General features: G+C 35.9%; 20 protein-coding genes and 2 pseudogenes. 18 read left to right on the top strand and 4 right to left on the bottom strand.

The annotated features are described in order from the left end of the window. Window positions 1-4 precede the first annotated feature (4 nt). The 8 genes from fabF (at window position 5) to H5087_RS12750 (ending at window position 7,744) form a co-directional block, all read left to right on the top strand. Entirely contained in the window at window positions 5-1,243 is a 1,239-nt protein-coding gene (gene fabF, locus H5087_RS12785; RefSeq protein WP_002962376.1) for a beta-ketoacyl-ACP synthase II, read from the top strand. 59 nt (window positions 1,244-1,302) lie between these two features. Further along, window positions 1,303-2,118: an aminodeoxychorismate lyase gene (gene pabC, locus H5087_RS12780; protein ID WP_182672284.1), complete on the top strand. Its 816-nt coding sequence runs from the start codon at window positions 1,303-1,305 to the stop codon at window positions 2,116-2,118. Beyond that, window positions 2,112-3,098 carry an endolytic transglycosylase MltG gene (gene mltG / locus H5087_RS12775; protein WP_182672283.1) on the top strand — a complete coding sequence of 329 codons (987 nt, stop codon included), beginning with the start codon at window positions 2,112-2,114 and terminating at the stop codon, window positions 3,096-3,098. The genes pabC and mltG overlap by 7 nt, the downstream gene beginning before the upstream one ends. 6 nt (window positions 3,099-3,104) lie before the next feature. Beyond that, a complete protein-coding gene (gene tmk, locus H5087_RS12770) occupies window positions 3,105-3,731 on the top strand; it encodes a dTMP kinase (protein WP_007585737.1) in 627 nt (208 codons plus the stop codon). Window position 3,732: 1 nt separating this feature from the next. Beyond that, entirely contained in the window at window positions 3,733-4,647 is a 915-nt protein-coding gene (locus tag H5087_RS12765) for a DNA polymerase III subunit delta' (protein WP_182672282.1), read from the top strand. An 11-nt stretch (window positions 4,648-4,658) separates the two neighbouring features. Next, the gene (locus tag H5087_RS12760; RefSeq protein ID WP_002962367.1) at window positions 4,659-4,985 is read left to right on the top strand and encodes a PilZ domain-containing protein; all 327 of its coding nucleotides are present in this window, start codon (window positions 4,659-4,661) and stop codon (window positions 4,983-4,985) included. A 115-nt stretch (window positions 4,986-5,100) separates the two neighbouring features. Continuing rightward, on the top strand, window positions 5,101-5,880 hold the full coding sequence (locus H5087_RS12755; RefSeq protein WP_024594691.1) for a TatD family hydrolase: 780 nt from the start codon (window positions 5,101-5,103) through the stop codon (window positions 5,878-5,880). 4 nt (window positions 5,881-5,884) lie between these two features. Next, window positions 5,885-7,744: an alkaline phosphatase D family protein gene (locus H5087_RS12750; RefSeq protein ID WP_182672281.1), complete on the top strand. Its 1,860-nt coding sequence runs from the start codon at window positions 5,885-5,887 to the stop codon at window positions 7,742-7,744. Between the two features lie 681 nt (window positions 7,745-8,425). Here the strand turns inward: H5087_RS12750 and H5087_RS12745 are convergent. From H5087_RS12745 to H5087_RS12730, 4 genes are all read right to left on the bottom strand, one after another. Continuing rightward, window positions 8,426-9,742 (bottom strand): O-antigen ligase, encoded by a 1,317-nt coding sequence (locus H5087_RS12745; RefSeq protein WP_182672280.1) that lies wholly within the window; start codon window positions 9,740-9,742, stop codon window positions 8,426-8,428. A 100-nt stretch (window positions 9,743-9,842) separates the two neighbouring features. Next, on the bottom strand, window positions 9,843-10,352 hold the full coding sequence (locus tag H5087_RS12740) for a hypothetical protein (RefSeq protein WP_182672279.1): 510 nt from the start codon (window positions 10,350-10,352) through the stop codon (window positions 9,843-9,845). A 21-nt stretch (window positions 10,353-10,373) separates the two neighbouring features. Continuing rightward, on the bottom strand, window positions 10,374-12,380 hold the full coding sequence (locus H5087_RS12735; protein WP_182672278.1) for an EAL domain-containing protein: 2,007 nt from the start codon (window positions 12,378-12,380) through the stop codon (window positions 10,374-10,376). After that, a complete protein-coding gene (locus H5087_RS12730; RefSeq protein WP_182672277.1) occupies window positions 12,364-13,062 on the bottom strand; it encodes a transglutaminase-like cysteine peptidase in 699 nt (232 codons plus the stop codon). Before H5087_RS12730 ends, H5087_RS12735 begins: the two co-directional genes overlap by 17 nt. A 295-nt stretch (window positions 13,063-13,357) precedes the next feature. On the opposite strand from H5087_RS12730, the gene galU reads away from it, so the two are divergent. From galU to H5087_RS12685, 10 genes and pseudogenes are all read left to right on the top strand, one after another. After that, window positions 13,358-14,254, top strand: coding sequence for a UTP--glucose-1-phosphate uridylyltransferase GalU (gene galU, locus H5087_RS12725; RefSeq protein ID WP_182672276.1), 897 nt, complete (start codon window positions 13,358-13,360; stop codon window positions 14,252-14,254). Between the two features lie 50 nt (window positions 14,255-14,304). Beyond that, window positions 14,305-15,216, top strand: a complete 912-nt coding sequence (locus H5087_RS12720) for a glycosyltransferase family 2 protein (RefSeq protein ID WP_182672275.1) — start codon at window positions 14,305-14,307, stop codon at window positions 15,214-15,216. Beyond that, a complete protein-coding gene (locus H5087_RS12715) occupies window positions 15,197-16,429 on the top strand; it encodes an O-antigen ligase (protein ID WP_182672274.1) in 1,233 nt (410 codons plus the stop codon). Before H5087_RS12720 ends, H5087_RS12715 begins: the two co-directional genes overlap by 20 nt. Further along, the gene (locus H5087_RS12710; protein WP_182672273.1) at window positions 16,422-17,486 is read left to right on the top strand and encodes an acyltransferase family protein; all 1,065 of its coding nucleotides are present in this window, start codon (window positions 16,422-16,424) and stop codon (window positions 17,484-17,486) included. Before H5087_RS12715 ends, H5087_RS12710 begins: the two co-directional genes overlap by 8 nt. Beyond that, window positions 17,483-18,595 carry a glycosyltransferase family 4 protein gene (locus H5087_RS12705; RefSeq protein WP_182672272.1) on the top strand — a complete coding sequence of 371 codons (1,113 nt, stop codon included), beginning with the start codon at window positions 17,483-17,485 and terminating at the stop codon, window positions 18,593-18,595. Before H5087_RS12710 ends, H5087_RS12705 begins: the two co-directional genes overlap by 4 nt. After that, window positions 18,595-19,728 carry a glycosyltransferase family 4 protein gene (locus H5087_RS12700; protein WP_182672271.1) on the top strand — a complete coding sequence of 378 codons (1,134 nt, stop codon included), beginning with the start codon at window positions 18,595-18,597 and terminating at the stop codon, window positions 19,726-19,728. The genes H5087_RS12705 and H5087_RS12700 overlap by 1 nt, the downstream gene beginning before the upstream one ends. Beyond that, window positions 19,718-19,984 (top strand): annotated as a pseudogene (locus H5087_RS20340) (hypothetical protein); the annotation flags it as partial. The gene H5087_RS12700 and the pseudogene H5087_RS20340, both read left to right, overlap by 11 nt. A 90-nt stretch (window positions 19,985-20,074) precedes the next feature. Next, window positions 20,075-20,230: pseudogene (locus tag H5087_RS20335) on the top strand (DapH/DapD/GlmU-related protein); the annotation flags it as partial. Window positions 20,231-20,669: 439 nt separating this feature from the next. Continuing rightward, window positions 20,670-21,659 carry an acyltransferase gene (locus H5087_RS12690; RefSeq protein ID WP_182672269.1) on the top strand — a complete coding sequence of 330 codons (990 nt, stop codon included), beginning with the start codon at window positions 20,670-20,672 and terminating at the stop codon, window positions 21,657-21,659. Between the two features lie 25 nt (window positions 21,660-21,684). After that, entirely contained in the window at window positions 21,685-22,680 is a 996-nt protein-coding gene (locus H5087_RS12685; RefSeq protein ID WP_182672268.1) for a glycosyltransferase, read from the top strand. Window position 22,681: the final 1 nt, after the last annotated feature.

Genomic DNA, 22,681 nt, shown 5'->3' with positions numbered 1-22,681 from the left:
AACCGTGGCTAAACGTCGAGTCGTCGTAACTGGCTTAGGAATGTTGACGCCGCTAGGTAATGATGTTCAATCAACCTGGCAAGGCTTATTAGATGGCAAAAGTGGCATTCAAACAATAACCCACTTTGATACATCAAAATTTGGTACTAAATTCGCTGGTTTAATAAATGACTTTGATGCAACTGCATACATGTCAGCGAAAGATACTAAAAAAATGGACTTGTTTATTCAGTACGGCATTGCAGCGGGTGTTCAAGCCTTTAAAGATTCAGGCCTTGAAATTACTGAGCAAAACGCAACACGTATAGGTGTAGCTGTGGGCTCTGGTATTGGTGGCTTAACGCTTATCGAAGAAAACCACATTAAGTTATTAAATAGTGGTCCGCGCAAGTTATCGCCATTTTATGTGCCGTCTACCATTATTAATATGATCTCAGGTCACTTATCAATGATGCATGGACTTCGTGGTCCAAATATTTCAATTGTAACTGCCTGTACTACTGGTTTGCATAATATTGGCCATGCCGCGCGCATGATTGCCTACGGTGATGCAGATGCAATGGTTGCTGGCGGTGCAGAAAAAGCCTGTACCCCAATTGGTATGGGTGGCTTTAATGCTGCACGTGCACTTTCAACCCGCAATGACGACCCACAAGCGGCTTCTCGCCCTTGGGATAAAGACCGCGATGGCTTTGTGCTTTCTGACGGTGCAGGTGTTGTTGTAGTTGAAGAGTACGAACATGCAAAAGCGCGTGGCGCTAAAATTTATGCTGAGCTAGTAGGCTTTGGTATGAGCGGCGATGCGTACCACATGACATCACCACCAGAAGATGGAGCCGGTGCTGCCCTTGCAATGCAAAACGCACTAAATGATGCGCAAGTAAACGCTGAGCAAATTGGTTACATTAACGCACACGGTACATCTACAAATGCAGGCGACAAAGCAGAAACTGCCGCTGTTAAATCTATTTTTGGTAATGCAGCTAAAGATGTAATGGTAGGCTCGTCTAAATCGATGATGGGTCACTTGTTAGGTGCTGCAGGCTCGGTTGAATCGATTATTTCGATTTTATCACTGACAGATCAAAAAGTGTCGCCAACTATCAACCTTGATAACCCAGACGAAGGGTGTGACTTAGATTATATTGCTCACACTGCACGTGATGCAAAGTTAGACTTTGCACTGTGTAACTCGTTCGGTTTTGGTGGTACTAATGGCTCGTTGCTATTTAAAAAGGTATAATCTTTTTTAACAACGAATCAAATTATAAGAGCTCAGTTGTTTAACTGGGCTTTTTTTATATGCCAAATAAAATGCAAACAATAATAGCAGTAGATCAAAACAGCACTTTAAGCACGCGTGACAGAGGCTTAAATTACGGTGACGGCTTTTTTACAACGGCTAAAGTTGTTAATGGGCAAGTACAGTATTGGGCTCATCATAAAGCGCGTTTGATTGAATGCGGACAGCGTTTGGGTTTTCCTGAGCTAGATTTTAATCGCCTTGAAAACCAAATTGCTTTGCATATAAAAGCTGCACCACTCAACGTGCTTAAAATACTTGTAACGCGAGGCGAAGGCGGACGTGGTTATGGGCTGCCAAGTGAGTGTAATATTACTATTTTATTGAGCATATTAGATTACCCTAGTAATTACGAAGCGCTTGTTAAAAAGGGTGTAAATCTCGAAATAAGCCCAATTAAATTAGCAGCACAGCCTTATTTAGCGGGTCTTAAAACACTAAACCGGCTAGAGCAAGTACTAGTTAAAAAAGCAATGCAAACGCAAAACTGCGACGATGTGTTAGTGCTTGATTACAATAACAATGTAATTGAAGCTTCTGCAGCTAATATTTTTGCGATTGAAAATAAGCGTGTGTTTACGCCATTGCTTGATGAGTGCGGAATAAAGGGCGTTTATCTGCAATCGTTATGTGATAAATTGCCTGTTGAATTTAAACGCGTGAAAGTAGAAGACTTAACCCAAGCAGACGCCGTATTTGTGTGTAATAGCTTAATGGGAGCAGTACCTGTAAAACGTATTGAGCAACAGGTATTTAATACAGACGACAGCCACGCATTACTAACTAAATTATTAGCCAAGGAGGCTGAGTGTTAAAAGTTATTTTATCGGTACTTTTTTTAGCTGTTATAACCACTGCTGTTGGTTACCAGCAATTACAAGCAACAATAAATAGCTCGTTAAAGGTAGCACAAAACACACAATTTGAAGTTAAGCATGGCACTGGCTTTAATAAGTTATGCCAACAATGGCAAGCTAAAAACTGGGTAGAAAGTTGTTGGCGTTATCAGGTAATTGCCAAATTAGATCCCACACTTACCGACTTAAAAGCGGGGCTTTACGAGCTAACAGCCGATAGCGTTATTAACAACGTAAAAAAAATTAACCAAGGTCAGCAAATTAGTTTTAGTTTTACCATAATTGAAGGTCAAAACTTACGTGAAGTACTAAGTGCTATTAAAAAAGCTGATAATTTACAAAACGATTTAAAAACTGACGAACTAAGTACTCAAATACTGGGTAATGACACGCACTTAGAAGGCTGGTTATTCCCCGACACTTACCATTATCATAATAACGATACTGCAAGCAGTGTATTAAAACGTGCAGCACAAAAAATGCAGCAAACATTAGATGATGCTTGGCAGCAGCGCGCCGCTAATTTACCCTATAAAACAGCATACGAAGCACTAATAATGGCTTCAATCATTGAAAAAGAAACAGGCCTTGCCAGCGAGCGTCCGTTAATTGCATCAGCGTTTGTTAACCGATTAAACACTAATATGCGCCTACAAACCGATCCTACCGTAATATACGGGCTAGGCGCTGACTTTGATGGTGATATTAAACGTAAAGATTTGCGCGATTATACGCCTTACAATACGTATCGTATTAATGGCTTACCGCCAACACCGATTGCTATGCCATCTAAAGCCGCTATTTTAGCTGCAGTTAATCCGCCACAAAGTGAATACGTTTACTTTGTATCAAAAGGCGATGGTAGCCACCAATTTTCAACCACGTTAAAGCAGCATAACGCGGCAGTTAAAACGTATATATTAAATAAAAAGAATTAAGTTTTTATGAAATCAAAATTTATAGTAATAGAAGGGCTAGAAGGCGCGGGTAAATCAACCGCTATTTCGTTATGCCAAGACTTTTTAAACAAACAAAAAATAGACTTTATTAATGTCCGCGAACCTGGCGGCACGCCACTGGCTGAATCGCTTCGTACGCTTGTAAAAGCAGAGCATGAAGAAGAGATTGCCTTTGAAACCGAGTTGCTTATTATGTACGCAGCACGCTCGCAGCTAATGCACAATGTTATTACTCCAGCGCTTGATAAAGGCCAATGGGTTCTTGCCGATCGTCATGATTTATCGTCACAGGCGTATCAAGGTGGTGGGCGTGGTATTAGCTCAAATACATTAGCTTCGCTTTCTTCAATGGTATTAAAGGGCTTAAAGCCTGATTTAACTATTTACCTTGATATTGACCCAGTGATAGGCCTTGAACGTGCAAAAGGACGTGGCGAGCTAGACCGAATTGAACAAGAAGCCATTGAGTTTTTTCAGCGTACACGTATGCGTTATGTTGAACTTGCTAACGACGACAACACCATTAAAACGGTCGATGCAAACCAAAGTATTGATAAAGTACATCGCGATATAACCAATGTACTGCATTCATTTTTTGAAGGCCTAAAATAATATGCCATTGCCGTGGCTACATGATACCCAAGCACGTTTAGCGCAAAGTTATCGTGCAGAGCGTTTTCATCATGCGCAATTATTTTGTGGGCCTGTTGGCGTAGGTAAGTTTGAGTTAAGTGATGAGCTTGGTAATGCTTTGTTATGCCAAAATATAGCTAAGCAGGTAGCTGCGCAAAACAGTATGCTGAAACCTTGCGGACAGTGTAAAAGCTGTTTACTTAACCTGGCTGGCACTCACCCCGACAAACGTTTAACGCAAGTCGATGGGCAAAGTATTGGTGTAGATGATATTCGTGGTATTAGTGATTTTATGAATCACTCTGCAGCGCAAAATGGCAATAAAGTCGCGATAATCGAAAATTGCGAAAAAATGACCACAGCAGCAGCTAACGCATTATTAAAAACACTTGAAGAGCCAACTAATAGCCGCTTTTTAATATTAACCACAAGCCAACCAGAGCAGCTCCCTGCAACTATTTTAAGTCGATGCGCTAAAAGTGATGTAAAAATAACTAATACAGCACTTGCTCAGCAATGGCTAGAGACATTAGACATTCCTAACTATAGTTGGTTAGCACTTTTTTATAACCAACCGCTGCAAGTAAAGCATTGGCAACAGCAAGACCAGCTAAAAAATATTGATACACTGTATAAGTTTGCAACTGAGTTTAAACAAAGCCATAATTTCAAAGCGTTAGTCGATATAATAAATAAACAGCCTGAACTTGTTCGTATATTTACTTTGTTTTTAAGCGTGCAACTAAAGCAGCAATTACTGCAAGGCATGAGTTTTGACGCTTATCAAAGTGCGCAAAATGCATTAGGCGAGTTTTTACAAAATAACACACAAATACTTGGCCTTAATTTACTGCTTGCTGTATCACGGTTAGCATACACATTGCGAAATTCTTAAAAGGATTAATCATGCAAGAACTACTAGTAGACATAGACGATTTAGACGAGTTATACCGTTGTTATATGCCTTACTTAAAAAAAGGTGGCTTATTTGTACGCACTAATATGCGTTACGAAGCAGGGCATTCATTAGCGCTTAGAGTTACCTTGCCCGATGCCTTAGAAGATGACGTAGTGACAGGTAAAGTGTCGTGGATCACGCCACAAGGGGCACAAAGCTCTAACCCTCCAGGTATTGGTATTAGCTTTTTAGACGATAAAACAAACCTAAACGCTAAAATCGAAAAGCTACTTGGGACTATGTTAAACTCAGGCGATCAAACATATACCATGTAGTTATAGGGTCGGTTTTTCATTGAGATTAACGCCGCCCTATATTGGGTTCTTTTAATTGCTAAGATAATAAATTAAACGAACAAATTTAAACCCTGAACATAATACAGGCCTTATAGTGATTGTAGATTCTCATTGCCATTTAGACCGTCTTGATTTTGATAAACTAGACTTAAACCTTGACCAAGTTCTTGATAAAGCGCGTGCAAAGCAAATAGAGCACTTTTTATGTGTAAGCGTAACGCTTGATCAGTTTCCAAGCATGCTTGATAAAATTAAGCATTACGACGATGTATCAGCCTCATGCGGTGTACATCCACTTGATCAAAAAGACGCCCTTAATAAACAGCAACTAATCGACTTAGCTTCACACGACAAAGTCGTTGCTATTGGCGAAACGGGTCTTGATTACTACTATTCAAAAGATACTCATGCAGTGCAGCAAGCAAGCTTTGTTGGGCATATTGAAGTAGCTAACGAATTACAAAAACCGTTAATTATTCATACACGTGATGCCCGCAGCGATACCATTAATTTAATGCGTGAGCACAAGGCCGAAAACTGCGGTGGTGTATTACATTGCTTTACCGAAGATTGGGATATGGCAAAAAAAGCCATAGACATGGGCTTTTATATATCTATATCGGGCATTGTTACCTTTAAAAATGCTATTGAGCTAAAAGAAGTAGTAAAGCAAATACCACTTGATAGATTACTTATCGAAACCGACTCGCCTTATTTAGCACCGGTACCGTATCGTGGGCAAACAAACCAGCCAGCATACGTAGAAGATGTAGCTTATTACATTAGCGAACTTAAAGGCATTAGCTTTAATGAACTTGCTAAAGCGACTACCGAAAACTTTTATTCTTTATTTAAATTAGCAGCTAAAGGCTAAATACATGATTACTCACACGGCAAACCTTCCTATTTTACTAATGGGGCCAATGGTGCGCCGTGCAGAGCAAACTGGAGTCTGTATTCAGTTTGCTACCTCCAAGCCTGCAAACTGCCAAATAAACTTATTAAATGTTGAGTGTTATAGCGATCAATACACTGTTTCTCTAGGGGAACATTTATACCTGCATTTCGTTATTATAAAGCCAATAGACAACAAACTCCCTCTAGATAGCTTATTAAGCTATGAGCTTGTAATTGACGACACAGCAATCGATTTATCACCTTGGTGCTATAGCAATCAAACAACGCCTGCATTTGTAATCCCCGATAAACTCAGTGATATTTTGCACGGCTCGTGCCGTAATGCACATCATCCAGCAAAAGATAGCTTAGTGTCTGCAAGTCACTGGCAAAATACTCAGCGTGGTAATAATAACCAGGGCGCACAATTGCTATTACTCAGTGGTGATCAGGTGTATGCCGACGACGTAGCAGGCCCCATGTTATTAACTGTTCATCAGCTAATCAAAGCCTTAGGTATTTATAAAGAGCAACCACTTGCTATTGAGCTACCCGACGATATAAATGAGCAACTTTATAATCGCCATGTGTTCTTACCAAAAACGCCGTGGCAAAAACGCTCAAAGTTAGGTGTAGGTTATTGGCTAAAAAAAGACGAACCTCACTTTTCAAGTGTAAAAGCGTATAACCACCTTATCCATTTTGAAGAATATATAGCACTTTATTTATTAAATTTTAGTGCTGCTGCTTGGCAATGCGTTGATATACAAAACACAACGTATTCAGGTCAAAACAAGCAAAACAAAACTATTTTTGACGCTGAAAAAACAGCACTGATTGATTATGCAAAAGGCTTAAGTGAAGTAGAGCGGTTGTTTGCCAATGTATCGACATTAATGATGTTTGATGATCACGATGTAACCGATGATTGGAATCTTACTGCTGGGTGGGAGCAAGCTATAAATGAAAACCCAAGTAGTAAACGAATCATTAATAACGGCTTAATTAGTTATTGGCTTTTTCAGGGAATGGGGAACGATGCACTAAATAAAACAGGTGAGTTACTAACACCTTTTAAGCAAAGCCGTACTGCTAATAATTTATGGCAGTTTAAAGCATTTGATAAACCACTAAACGATTTTAGTTTTTGGCATTATGAGTTAACTACTACCCCAAAAGTAGTGGTGCTTGATACGCGCACGCACCGCTGGCGAAATGAGCAAAACTTTAACGAGCCTTCAGGTCTACTTGATTGGGAACGCCTAACAGAGCTTGAGGAAAGCCTATTAAGCCACGACCAAGTTATTATTGTATCGCCAGCCCCCGTGTTTGGTGTTAAATCAATAGAAGCCATTCAAGCCATGTTTAATATATGTGGCCAACCTCTCATGGTTGACGTAGAAAACTGGATGGCGCACGAAGGCTCGGCAAAAAAGCTACTCGATACTTTTAGACGCACCGACACCCCAAACGAAACCCTGATTTTATCGGGTGACGTGCATTACTCATTTTGCTTTTCGGTGCAAAAACGTTTTGGCGATCACCCTAATCGAATTTGGCAACTTACCGCCAGCGGTATTAAAAACGAGTTCCCGCGTAAATTAATAAACATACTCGATAAGCTCGACTCAATTTTATACGGCCCAAAAAGCCCATTAAACTTTTTTACCAAACGCTGGCATATGGAAGTAGATAAGCACCAAACCATAGGCGAAGGGCAAAAATACTTAGTAAGCGACTCCGCTATTAGTTTGATAACACTAGAGCAGGGGAATTTAGCCCGCTACCAGTTAATACACGGCGATGGCCATTTAACTGAGTTCGATTTAGAAGAACAGTAATTCTTAATCAATAATTAAATAAATTAAAGATCTATTTGCACAAAGAGAAGCTAAAGAGGAGTAAATGAGAAGACACAATACCAATCAGAATACAGTATCGGTGTTTATTTCCTTCTTTAAAAGCGCAGCGCCTCTTAACCTCTTAGTGAAAAATCACTAATTACAGGCGCTGCTGTTACAAAGCAATGCTTAAAATTATTCAATTTATTTATAAAAACCAGCTAAAGATCTATTTGCACAAAGAGAAACGAAAGAGGAGTAAATGAGAAAACACAATACCAATCAGGGTATAGTTTCTGCTTTATTACTTCCTCTAAAAGCGTAGCGCCTCTTAACCTCTTAGTGAAAAAATCACTAATTACAGGCGCTGCTGTTACAAAGCAATGCTTAAAATTATTCAATTTATTTAAAAACCAGCTAAAGATCTATTTTCACAAAGAGAAGCGAAAGAGGAGTAAATGAGAAAACAGAATGCCAATCAGAGTATAGTTTCTGCTTTATTACTTCCTCTAAAAGCGTAGCGCCTCTTAACCTCTTTGTGAAAAAATCACTTATTAAAGGCTTTGCTTGTCACGCTAACAAGTTAACCGTAAATTTAACCTTGGCGGTAGACGCTGAACTTGCTCGCGTGAGAAGCGCAGCTTCCAATCACTCTATATTGGTAATTACTTGGCTTTGTATTTAACCATGCTCTTTTCTGCTTCGTTTAGACGCAGGTAACTTACTACTCAATATTGCCAAGCATAAAATAGTCATAAACAACATTGAATTTGCTCCAGCTTGTAAAGAATAATCTACCAACGAATGCAGCAGCATATCTATAATTGCAATGGCACAGCCAAAAGCAACGCCCTGAAACAACGCTGTTTTACGCTTTCGCATAGTCGCTATACATAACCATAAACAATAAAATATAAGTGAGCCCAGTGCAGCTGTAGTGGGTATACCTAGCTCTACGGCAAATTGTACGTAGTCATTGTGTGCATTGTCGTAGTAACCTGAATAAGGCTCAGACTGATACGCCGGAAACGCAGTATAAAATGTACCACCACCAGAGCCCAATAAAGGCTTATCTAAAATGAGGGGTATTGAATCACGTACAACTTCGTCACGGGTTTCTGATGAAATACTGGTTTCGCTTATACGCTGTTTAACTTTTTCTACATCAAATATAGCGCCAATAATAATTAAATCGATTACAAAAAAACTAACTATAAGTAGTTTAAACGCTTTAGGTTTTTGCCTGTAAATAAAAAACGCGAGTAAGCTAACAACCATTAATGCAATAAAAAATGCAGAGTTACCCATACGGCTACGGGTTAAAATTAACGCAACAATAATAATAATTAACGAAATACGTAAAATTATTTTTGAGCTTAAAAGTATTTCAGTCCACGCACGAAGTGTTTGTTTTAATGTTTGTTTGTAATCGCTAGTAGAGCGCTTTAATTCGCTAACTAAAACACCAATACCCAAACACAAACATAAAGCTAAAAAGTTAGCCAAAAAGTTAGAGTAAGTAAACGTACCAATAGCACGTTCGGTATGTTTATAGCCAAATAGCGGGCTAATAATATCGGGCGATAAATTTAAATAAGTGGCATATAAAGCCTGAAACACGCCGGCACTTATAATTGCATATATTAAATTTTTAATACGCTTTTCAGTATTACAATAAATAAATAATAGCCAACAAAATAAAATCATAAAACTTGTTTTAATAAGCATTTGTTTAGTTTGAAATGGGTCAACACTTACGGTAAATATTTGTACTGCGCATACGCCCGCAACTATACCGAGTACAGTAAATATGGGCCAAGAATATAAGGGAGGGTATAAAGGGTGCTTGTTATTAATACTGCTGAAAACTAAATGGATGAAAAAGGTAGCACTAATTAATATCCCCATTGCTAAAATTGCCCAAGGGCGGTAACTACCTAATGGTAAGGGCAGCAAAAATAAAATTGCACATAGTAAAAAAAATATAAAACGATTCACAGGGTTCTCTAAACTAAGAGCCTAAAAGAAGGGCTAAAAAAATAAGCCATATAAAGTAAAACGCAGCCAAAAGGCTGCGTTTTTATTATTTTATTATCGGTTAGTTACCGACTTCAGATATACCTGCATCGCCACCAGTGCCGCCGGCACCTTGCGGTACTGCAGTTGTTGGTAAAGTAACAATTACCGGAGCAGCAGGAGCTGGTGCGCCACCTGGGCCAGCTGCTGTTGCTTCAGAGGCAACAGTGGCATCAACGCCAGCTGTAATAGCAGCAAGTGTAACAGTGTCGCTGTCAACGCCAGCAGCTACAAGTCCAGCTAAAAAATCAGCAATAAGTGGGCTATCGGCACCCACAGCATCAACAACTACATTCATCATAGAATCAACTTGAGCAGCAGTACAATTTGTACATACGCCATTAATAGCTGCTACTAAATCTGCCTTTAGCTGATCTGGAGCTGTTTCAGCAGTTGCGCTATTTAAAACGTTGACTAAGTTAGTCATGCCTTCAGTTTGTACTACTGCATCAGTATCCGTTTGTGCATAACTTGGTAAAACTGTAAGTGAAGATGCACCTGCTATTAAGCCGGCTAATATAAATGATTTCATCTCTTGTCCCTTGGTAGAGTATTAATTACAAAATTTTAGCGCATCGGTGCAAAAAGTAAACTCTTTATTTACGCCATTATCACTAGTTTTTATTATTTTGGTTGGCGGCATTATTAAATTACCCTGCACGCCATCGCAACCTAAACTTTCAAGTACCTTTAAAGTTTCAGGTTTTTCAATCAAACAAGCTAAAACTTTAATACCAAAGCCATGACAAATATTATTAACTGTTTGAATAAAAAATTGGCTTTGAGTGTTATCTAATAAGTCTTGAATATAGCTACCATCTATTTTTATATATTCAATGTCTAACCCTTGTAAGTATCTAAACGAGGTTAAACTAGTACCAAAGTGTTCAACACACACATTTATGCCAATATCTTTTATTGTATCTATATGTAAAGAGGCAACATGTACGTTGTAAAGTAAGCTAATTTCATGCAATTCAAAAATCAAGTTTGTTTTAATAATTGGTTTAGTGTGTGCATAAAGAGTAAGCCATTCAATAAAGTCAGTTGAATACAACGAAGCCTTACTAATATTTAACGCAAATGTATCGTCTGGGTGTTGCTCTTTAACGTTTACAAAGTTGCGAATTATTTTTTTGTCTAACTCTTCGGTTAAGTTAAGCTTTTCGGCCATAGCAAATAAATGGCCATTATTAACCTTTTCGCCTTCATGCGTAAAATGAGCAAACACCTCAAAGTAGCACTGCTTGTTTTGTGAGTTAGTGCGTTTAACTGGCTGCACCGAAAAACTAACTTCACCAGTAGCAATAATTGACTGAATAAGCGAACGCCACTCTTTAACACTAAAAAGGGTATCTTTATCTACTTTATTATTAATCGCTGTATCACCAATGGTGCAGCCGGTATCAAGGGCTGAAAGTACACCCCCGATAGATGAGCCTTTATCAACATTTACTAATGCTAAGTTAGCAAAACCATTCACGTGTAAGCTGTTTTTCTTTTTACTAAAAGCATCATTTATATCGAGTCGCGTTCTATTTAAAAATTGTATATCGAATGGGACTAAAGCAATAAAAGTACTACCGTTAAGTCTAAATATTTTAGAATTAGTTAAAGCACCAAACACATTTTGCAAAGTAACGCTTACATCATGTACGTGCTCGTCACCATCTTGGTAACTTACAGTTTGGTTAATATTAGCAAGTGAGGGGAGAGTAACCATCATGGCAGTGATTGGAGTGTCGCTAGTAATAGCGTCAACCACTGAGTTAAAGTGGTTCTCAAACGAACGGCGGTTACCCAGCCCTGTGAGTGAGTCTACATATACTTCATCGGTAAGTGCTTGTGTTTGCTTTGTTAAAGAGTCAAAGGTGCTTTGAAGGTTCATTACCATATTATTAATGGCTTTAGTTACAGTACGTAGCTCGCGTGCAACTGGTATTTCGTCGTTTAATGTAAAGCGTTTACGCGTAACCAAGTGTGCTTGGTTTTCTACTGCTTTTAAAGGTTTAAACACTGCACGTAGTATTAAATATGCCACTGCAAGCGACGCTACCAATAATAATAAAGAACCATAAAAGCTGCGTTTAGTATGTTCCCATAGCGTTAAATACGATTGCCCAACATGGCTTGTTACTTCAAGGGTTCCTGCCATAATCCAGCCATTGTTTAATTCTGATAGCATAGTAGGGGCTTCAAGCTTTACTGCTGTAATAAACCAATTAGGTACAGATTCAACGCGTTTTGGGCTTGTTAGGTCAAAAACTATTTTATTATCGGCGTTAGTAAATTTTATTTGTTTGTAATAACCGGAGTCGAAAATAGCGGTTGCCATGGTTTGGGCAATCATTAAGCTATCTTCTTCAAGGTAGGGCGATATTGAAAGCCCCAAGCTTGTTGCTGTATCTTGCGCGTGGCTACCCATTTGTGTTTGTAAGTAATCGCGGGTGGTTTCAACATCTGTAACTATCCTAACCACAAATGAAACAACCGAAATAACGATTATTAAACCGTAAACTTGGGTTTTAAGACTCAATCCGTTTTTAAAAAGTCGAGACATAACTGGTAGTTCCTTTAATGTTACTTTTAATGGGAGCAAGCTCACCTTGTTCAATTCGCTCTAGCATGGTGTTCCAGGCAGAAACACCACGGCTATTTTTTACTTTATTACCTAACCCTTTTGATTTGGCTAACCATAACCCTTGACCATTAAAACTATAGATAGGTGTTAAATCACCGCGTTTATTAGCGGGCAGCAGTTTAGTATTAAAATTACCTAAAACAAAGGGGATTTGATTTGGAGTTTCAATATATATAAGTACCATATGAGGTTGATTAACTGTTTTTTGGCGTACATACATTAAACGTACTTTATCTTCGGGTACGCCAAGTGCTATTAGTGTAAAGTATTTGGCAATTACGTAGTCTTCACAATCACCCATACCAACGCCTAAACTCTCAAGTGGAGTAGCCCAATAATCTTTTTGGTGCCAAAGCTCATCATCGGTTTTGTATTTAATGTGCTTATTAAAAAAGTCATTCACTAAATGGATTTTTTGCCATTCACTTTTATCAGCTGACTCATCTATAAAACTTAGCCAATTTTTAATACGTTTATGCCCTTCATCACCATACTGTTTTTGAGCGCGCGCAATTATATCGCTATTGCGTAAATACAAAAGCGTATTTTGTGCGCATACACAAAAAGACACTAATAATAAAATGTAAAACCCTAAACGCACAAATGTTCCTTAAGTCTGTGTTCCCTAATAACTAAACAAGCCTAGTATAGTATTGGTAGCTTTAAAAGGATAGGTAATCAAAAAGTACCAGTCACTAAAGTGGTGCAATACAGCTTACTTTTGGTGCAACATAAAATTAACAAAAAAACAATCAAAAAGTACTCTTTAATTATTGAGTGCATTATTGTGTTGTGTATAATAGCAAGCTCACACGGCATGTGAAACGATCGAAAAGGAATTTTAGCTTAGCAGTTCCTTTTTTCGTTGTTTAACAAAAATAATGAAAGGAATTAAAGTGAAAGTTTTAAAAGCAGTATTACCTGTAGCTGGCCTTGGTACGCGTATGCTACCAGCCACAAAAGCCATCCCTAAAGAAATGCTTCCTCTGGTAGATAAACCTTTAATTCAATACGTTGTTGACGAAGCTGTAGCAGCTGGCATTAAAGAAATCGTGCTTGTTACACATGCTTCAAAAAACTCAATTGAAAACCACTTTGATACAAGCTTTGAGCTAGAAGCCACACTAGAGGCACGCGTAAAACGTAGCCTGCTAGAAGAGGTTCGCTCAATAGTGCCAAAAGATGTAACCGTAATTTCGGTTCGCCAATCGGCACCACTAGGCTTAGGCCATGCTGTTTTAGCAGCGCGCCCAATTGTTGGTAATAACCCATTTGCAGTAATGTTACCTGACGTAATTATTGATAAATATAAATCAAATTCAAAAACTGACAATTTAAGCCAAATGATCGACCGATTCGACAAAACGGGCTACAACCAAGTTATGGTAGAGCCCGTACCGCAAGACCAAGTGCATCAGTATGGTGTGGTTGATTTAGCCGGTAAAAAAATAAATGCCGGCGAAAATGCTGCAATTAAAAACATGGTCGAAAAACCAAATAACGATGAAGCACCGAGTAATTTAGCTATTACAGGGCGTTATGTTGTATCTACAGCAATTTGGGATTTACTTGAATACACACCACCTGGGGCAGGCGGTGAAATACAACTTACTGATGCCTTATTACAATTGCGCCACCTAGAAACGCTTGAAGCCTACCACCTAAAAGGGAAGTCGCATGATTGTGGTTCTAAATTAGGCTATATGCTTGCCAATGTTGAATATGCTATGCAGTCAAGTCATATGGGTGAAGAGTTTACAAAAAGAGTTAATCACTTACTCGCTCAACGCTAACCGGTTTAATAAGTATCTTATCTAGAGCAATAAAGTAGGAAGTATAATTTATGTTAGTTTCTGTTTGTATGTGTACTTATAAACGTATTCACCTCTACAAAACTTTAAAAAGTATTAATGATTTAGCACTACCAGAAAATATAACATTAGAAGTTATTGTTGTTGATAATGATGAAGAGCGCTCTGCAGAAAAGATTGTTGCCGATAGTAAAAAGAGTTTTAAGTATCCAATTAAATATATAAGCCAACCTTATAAAAATATTTCTGTAGCAAGAAATGAATATTTAAAAGCTGCAAATGGTGAATATGTCGCTTCAATAGACGATGATGAGGTCGCAGATAAGTTTTGGCTAATGCATCTATTGGCAGCCGCTGAAAAGCATAATGCTAGCGTTGTTTTTGGGCGAATTAATTCTATTTATGTAAAAAGCTGCCCTGAATGGATTTCAGATGGGGGATATTTTGATAGAATTCAATATGAAACTGGTATTAAGGTAAGCAGTGGTGGTACCGGTTGTACGTTAACACAGCGAAGTGCATTAATTGAATCTGGGTTTACTTTCGATTTAGAGTATGGCTCCACGGGTGGAGAAGACGCTGATTTGTTTTATAGACTCTACAAACAAAACTATAAGCTCATTTTTTGTAATGAAGCTTTTGTTAGTGAAGAAGTAGAGATTGAACGATTGAATGAAAAATTTTTAATAAAAAAAGCAATAAGAATAGGTCAAACATTCTCACGATATAGATTTGGGAATAATATAAGCTTAAAAGATAAATCGATTTTTATAATAAAATCCATCCTTAAAATAGTAATTTTTTCTACAGTGTTTATTATTAAGCTACCTTTTGGTAAAAAAATCTATTTTAAACCACTATTAAAAATGCTTGATAATTTTGGAAAGATTTCTTATTTCTTTGACCTTAAAAAGGTTGAACTATATGGAAAGAATTGTGAATAGTTGTCTTAATTTTATTCGTAAATACGGTTTTTTACTAGTTCTTATTTTTTGTTTTGGTGGCTTTTCTCCCGCGTTATACCCTAAAGTAGGGATGATGGATTTAGATTTAAGTAATCGCATAGATAGTAAATCTGGTAGCAATTTATTTAAGCAACTTTTTTGGGTTTCACTATTCTTTTTTTATCTTTTCTGTTTTTATTTTGACAAAAACAAAATAATTATAAAAAAGAATTTTAATAATGCTTTAATAGCATTTAGTTTAATTATATCAATTTCATTTATTTCAATGCTTTGGTCATCGTTTCCGAGTTACGTATTTAAACGCACTTTCTTTCAGTTGATATTTATAACTGTTTGTATACTTTCTTTTTATTTCAGTTATAAGAAAAATAACACAGCAAAATGTATAGAACTGTGTCTTTATTATATGTTTTTTCTTATTCTATTGACCTTAATAATGGGTTGGGGTTTAACATCTGATCTATCATTGGCTGGATACGAAAAAGGAAAAAATGTATTGGGTATAAATTTAGTTGTAATTTATATTTTATATAGTTTTTTTTGTAAAAGTAAATCTAAGAAAAATGACTTGATTGTTCTTTTTACTTTATTTTCTTTAATTATACTAACTCAAAGTAAAACTTGTTTTTTATTAGTAGTTATGTTTTTCATACTGACTAAATTTAAGCAAAGCCATATAAAAATAATTAATACTTCACTGCTGCTTTTTCTTGTTGTTGGCTTTATAGTCATGCCATGCATAACCTATTATTCAAATTCATACATGCATATAGGGCTTTATGTGGATCCTGAGTTTATTACTGGTAGAGGATATATATGGGATACTATTTACTATGATTTAAGTTTTTATAAAAATATTTTTTTAGGTTATGGGTACGCAAGCTACTTTGGCACTCCAGAGATCCCATATTTTTTTGATGATTCTCATAGTTTTCTTAGGTATATAACATCCTCACATAATGGCTACCTGAGCTTACTTATTCAGTTTGGAGTTTTATCCATTACAATAGTTTCATTATTTGCATATGTAACTAAAAATATTGAGGGACGAGTGGGGAATGCTGCGATAACAATAATTATTTTTCACAATATTACAGAGGCATCATTTTATAGAGACAATACGGTTATTTGGATGCTGTTTTTGATAGTAGTAGCCTTCTCTTTGGTTAAAAAGGTAAAAATAAGTGAATAGAATAACATGGTTAGATACATCCAGAGGTTTAGCAATTGTTTTGTTAATACTTGTTCATTACGTGGGTGCATTGGAAACCCGTGGTTTTATATCTTATGAAGCTATGAATCTAGTAAAAGCTTTTCTGAGAGTTGCAACGCCATACTTTATAATGATTTTTGGGTTTACTTTTGCAGTTGCATATAAAACAAAAATTAATAGCTTCAGAGATGTTTTAGTTATACTAAAGAGGTTAAGAAAAAACTTATTGTTGGTATTTATAGCAAGAGAAATTATTGCTGTAACTGCGGTTTTTAGATATGGAGACTATAAAACAGATCTAGTTGATGTGCTTTTATATAAAAGCTTTTCACAATCTGGAGAGATTTTAACCTTTTATTTTTTTGCTATATTACTTGCCCCGTTAGCAATACTCTTTATTAATAAAGTAAAAAGCTCTATATTTTTACTAAGTGCATTCTCTTTATATATAATTAGTTATGCCATAGGTTGTAATTTTAGTGGCTCTGAAAATAGTTTGTTGTTTAGATTTCTGTTTTTTGATGTATATGCATTTTTTCCTTTTTTCTCTTTAGTAATGCTCTCAATGTATTTCTATACTTTGTATTCTACTTTGAATAACGACTATAAACGTTTGAAAGTTTTTTTTCTAATTGGCTCTACATTATTTATCATTAGTGTAATGTTATTATTTGGTCTATATGAAAATGCAGTAATTGCATTAGCAACAGCAAAACTGAAGTCACCACCGCACATCTTGTATATGGTTTTATACTCTGCGGAAGCCATATTATTAACGATATTTGTTTCTCTCTTAAAGAATAATAACGTTCTACCTATTATAAGTTGCCGTTTATTGCCGTTGTTAGGCAGGAACTCACTTTTGGCTTACGTTGGGCATTATTTTTTGTTTTTAGCAGGGCCTATCGGCCTTATAGTTTTAGATAAGCGAACAGCTATAGGCGAACTAATGATTTTCTTATCTCTTGTTGCTTTACTTATAACCGTTATAACAACCAGAGATAAATTTAAATTTAAATCTAAAGGATTAAAATGAAAGTTGCAATAATACATGACTGGTTAGTCGTAAACGGTGGTGCTGAAAAAGTACTAAAGGAGCTAATAGAGCTATACCCACAAGCAAATGTGTACACCTTAGTTGATTTTTTACCTAAAGAAGATAGAGCTTGGCTTGGTAATACCACAATCACAACGTCATTTATTCAGCGTTTACCATTTGCTCATAAAAGGTATAGGAATTACTTTCCTTTGTTTCCAATTGCTATTGAGCAGTTTGACTTATCGAATTATGACTTAGTTATTTCCTCTAGTTACTCTGCTGCAAAAGGTGTGATTACCGGGCCTGAACAGTTACACGTTAGTTATTGCCACTCTCCAGCTCGCTATGCATGGGATATGCAGGAGCAATATTTAAGAGAAAGTGGCATGAGCAGTGGGGTTAAGTCTGTTATTGCGCGTTATTTTTTGCATAAATTTAGAATTTGGGATGTGAGAACAGCGAATGGCGTTGATAAATTTGTTGCCAATTCATCCTTTATAAAAAAGCGTATTAATAAATGCTACAGAAGAGAAGCTGATGTTATTTATCCACCTGTCGACATAAAAAAGTTTACGCTTGAAACAAATAAAGCGGATTTTTATTTAGCCGCTTCACGTTTAGTACCTTATAAGCGCTTGGATTTAATTGCAGAAGCTTTCGTTAAAATGCCATCAAAAAAATTAAGAATAATTGGCGATGGTCCACAAATGCAAAAAATTAAAGAAATTGTAGGCAATGCAGAAAATATCGAATTGCTGGGCTATCAATCTGATGAAGTCATGTTACACAACATGCAAAAAGCAAAGGCTTTTGTATTCGCTGCAGAAGAAGACTTTGGAATAATACCCGTGGAAGCACAAGCTTGTGGTACCCCTGTAATTGCTTTTGGGAAGGGCGGATGCTTAGAAACTGTTAAAAATAACGTGAGTGGTATCCACTTTAATCAGCAAACAGCGAGCTGTATCATTGAAGCTGTCACTCAATTTGAATCACAGATAGAGCAATTTTCAGCAGAAGAAGTAAGGTTAAACGCAGAAAAGTTTTCTTGTTCGGCTTTTAAAAAGAATGTAAAAGGCTTAATAGAAAAAGCAATGTTGGATATATAATGAAGATATTACATATCCATCAAGATTACCCAGATAACCGTAATTTCCCATCAACTAATGCTGTAAAAAACTTAATTGATGGTGTGAAAAAGAAAGATAAAGAAATTGAACATTTCGTTATATCCATAAATAGAAGTTCAAACCCATTTAGAATTTCTTTTAAACAATTTGACGATGGCCTCTCAGTAGTATTTTGGTCGATACCCTTACCAATTATTTATACTTTAAGTATTAGATTTTGGTCTTTTATATTAAAAAAAACTATTAATTTAAAAGATTTTGATTGTATACACGCACATAAGTTAACTTCTGAAGGGGTGTTTGCTTATTACCTTTCTAAAAGTACCTCGATTCCTTATTACATATCTGTAAGGGGGGGGACAGACTTGCACAATATAAATCGCTTCTCTGGAATGAAAAAAAAATTTTCAAAAATATATAAAAATGCCAAAGAAATTTTTTGGGTGAGCCCGTGGGCAACTGAGCTTACAGTTAGTAAATTAGGGGTTTCTGAAAAAGGTATATTACTACCGAATATTTGCAAGTTAGTAGAGCCTGAAAGTGTTATTAGTTATAGTCAGTCTAGATACACCACTGTTTTAAGCTTTCATCAATATAAAAGAAAAGGCTTACTGAAATTATTTCAAGCTATACATGAATTAAATAAAAAAGGACTTGATGTCAAGTTAGATGTTATTGGAAGTGGTGGTGAAAAGGAGAAGAGGTTGATAAAAAATGAAGTTAATAGATTGGGTTTATCTAACCATGTGAAGTTTTTAGGGCAATTACCACATTCTGAGGTGCTCACTAAATTGCAGGCTTCAAAAGCTCTTCTTTTACCAGCTGAGAATGAAACTTTTGGTATGGTGTATGTAGAGGCGTTATCCTGTGGCTGTCCTATTTTATACATGGCAAATACTGGAGTAGATGGATATTTTTGTGACAAGAACGTTGGTGTTAAAGTATATTCACAAGAAATTAATGAGTTAAGTGATGCTATTATTACGCTAGAAGATAATAATAGTTTTTACAAGCAAGAAATACAAAACTTCCTTAATCGTGGTGAGCTTGAAGAGTTTAAAGAAGACAGTATAGTGAAATCTTATATTATGGAGTTAGCCAATGGTAAATAATATTAAAATAGCTTTTTATTATTTTTTTTTAAGTAAGTTGCCATCAGCTAGATTTATAAAAACATTTTCTAATATAAGGGTTTGGTATTTTAAACATGTATTAAAAGTATTGGAAGATAACGGGAATGAATCGATGCTCGCAAATAATATTTACATTGCTCGAGCTACTAATCTCTGGATTGGAAGTGGGTGTCGAATTAATGAAAATGTTTATATAGAACAAGCAGAGATAGGTAGAGATGTTTTAATAGCTCCTAATGTTACTATATTAAGCAGAATGCATGAATTCTCACGCATAGATATACCTATTTCAATGCAGGGTTATAAAAAGCAGATGAAAGTATATATTGAAGATGATGTTTGGTTGGGCCGGAATGTAATAGTTATGCCAGGTATCCGTATTGGTAAGGGGGCCATTGTAGCTGCTGGTAGTGTAGTTACAAAGGACGTGGGTGATTACACAATCGTTGGTGGAGTCCCTGCTAAGCTAATAAGAACTAGACAGTGATTTTTTATATGTTACTTATGTTTATCAATTCAGGATCAAAGATGAAGGAAAGAATAGAGTTTCTCGAACATCTAAGGTACTACGCTGTAATGCTAGTGTTAATAGAACATAAAGCATAACAATTCAACAATTTATTTCTCTGGTATAATGAACTTTGTAAATTCATTTTAACTAGGACGAGTTGGTGTAATTGTATTTTTTAATTACAGGGTTTGTTGTACCTTAAACAATTAATTTTTTACAATAAAGGCTCTACGTTTATATTTCCACATTTTTTGTTGTTGTGCTTTTTGCAGCCTTTATTTTCAATTATACTTTTAGTAACAGGCTTAATTTTACTTTTCTCATACCATGTTTTTGAGAGTAATGTAAATTCTGTTATGAAATTTTCAGTAAGCTTATGTACATCTTTAAAAAGGGATTTAATCTGATTATGAGATATGAATATATGCACAACCTGAGAGGTTTTGCGATATTATTAGTGATTTATGGACATGCTGTTGCGGCATTGAACTCTATAGATGGTATTTATTTGATAAGAGACTTGTTGGTTAATGGTACTGTTCTTTTTGTAGTAATTGCGGGTTATTTTTTTTCTGTTGTTGAAACTAGGTACACATATAAAAAGTATTTATTCAGTAAGCTCAAAAATGTAGTTTTTCCTTATATATTCTTATCTATCCCTGCTATCCTGATTTATATTTTAGGATACAAAAGCCATCACACATGGGTTGATATTGATGTGCTAAGACAGTCTTCTTTAATTGAACAAATAATATTTTACCTTACTACTGGGTCGCATTTAGGCCCACTGTGGTTTATTCCAATGATTATTGTCTTCTATATTTTATTTCCATTTTTCAAGTTAATAAAATACAATCCGCTGTTTAATTTTTTCATTATAATCAGTGTGGTAGTATCAGTATTTGTTGGGCGGCCAGAAAACAATGATAATGCTTTGCAGTCGTTTATTTATTTTATTCCAGCATACTTAATTGGTATTTATATACATGCTAACAAAGGTTTCATTTCAAGCGTCTCGGCTCGCTCTGATATCTATTTAGCTGCGTGTATAATAGCAAGTCTTTTTCTATATTCTTTTTTTGGCTATAACAGCTCAATAGATATGTGCATAAAGTTACTTATATCAATATTCTCATTTGGGCTTTTTTACAAATATCTAGATTTTAAGCTAAAATTTTTCGGGATGTTAGCATCAATAAGTTTTTATTTGTTCTTTGTGCACGGTTATTTAACTGGTGCTGCAAGAATCCTATTGAAAAAGACAAATTATATAGATAATAGCCTGTTACTATCTGTTGCTATTTTTATGTTAGTTACACTGTTTTCAGTATTAAGTTATTTTTTGTTAAAGCCTCTGTTCGGGGTGCGTAAGAAAGAGTTTTTGGGTGCTGATTACTAATATATAGTAAAGTTGAAGGATTATCATGAATAAAAAAGTTTTAGTTATAGCCTCTGCCGGTGGGCATTTAACACAAGCTATGTGTGCTACAAGCCAATGTGATGAAATTGTACTTGTTTCAAATAAAGTAAATATTAAAAAAAGTAATATTTCAAAAATATATAAAATTATAGACACGCAAAAAAATCCTTTTATACATATTTTTAATATTTTTTTTGCGCTGTATGTTTTATTGAAGGAAAGGCCTACTGCAGTTTTTAGTACAGGGGGCCCTATTGCTTTACCTTTTGCATTGATTTGTAAAGTTTCTTCTTTAAAGTTTATATACTTAGATACTTTATCTCGAGTTGTTGAACTTTCTAATACTGGCAAATTAATAAAAAAATATCATTTGTATGATGAGTTTTATAGTCAATGGCAGAGTGTTGCCTCTAAAAATAATACTAAGTATATCGGTAAGTGCTTTGATATATTATCTGAAAATAATTATATACCAGTGACAGAAGCGGTTGAAAGTAAACCTGTTATTTTGGTAACTGTAGGTACAAGCCAGTACGATTTTGATCGTTTGTTTGAAATGCTTTACAAGCAACCTTTGTATGACAATGCCGAGGTGCGTTGGGTTATACAAACCGGGCACAATAAATTAAAGCACTTGCCAGCTAATGGTAAAATTATTGACATGACCACTCGTTCTGAAATGGAGCAACTTGTAAAAAGTGCCAGTTTAGTGATTAGCCATTGTGGTATTGGTAGTATCAATCAAATGCTTGCGTATCAAAAAAAGGTGCTGTTTGTACCGAGGGTGAGTAAGTTTAATGAGTTTTCCGACGACCATCAATTGCAGATAGCGAATGAAATAAGTAGTAAAATTTTCACAGTACTGATGCCTGAGCAGGTTATGCCTACAATTACTTTGGGTGAATTACTTGATAGAAAAATAGTTACATCACCTGTCGATACAACAAATTATAATATGGCTAATGAATTAAAGAACGTACTTTTTGAGCTTAAGACATAAT

This window comes from Pseudoalteromonas sp. SR43-7 (assembly GCF_014163785.1).
GTDB lineage: Bacteria > Pseudomonadota > Gammaproteobacteria > Enterobacterales > Alteromonadaceae > Pseudoalteromonas > Pseudoalteromonas distincta.
Note: the sequence above shows the minus strand (reverse complement) of the source record. Positions and strands in the feature narration are given on the sequence as shown.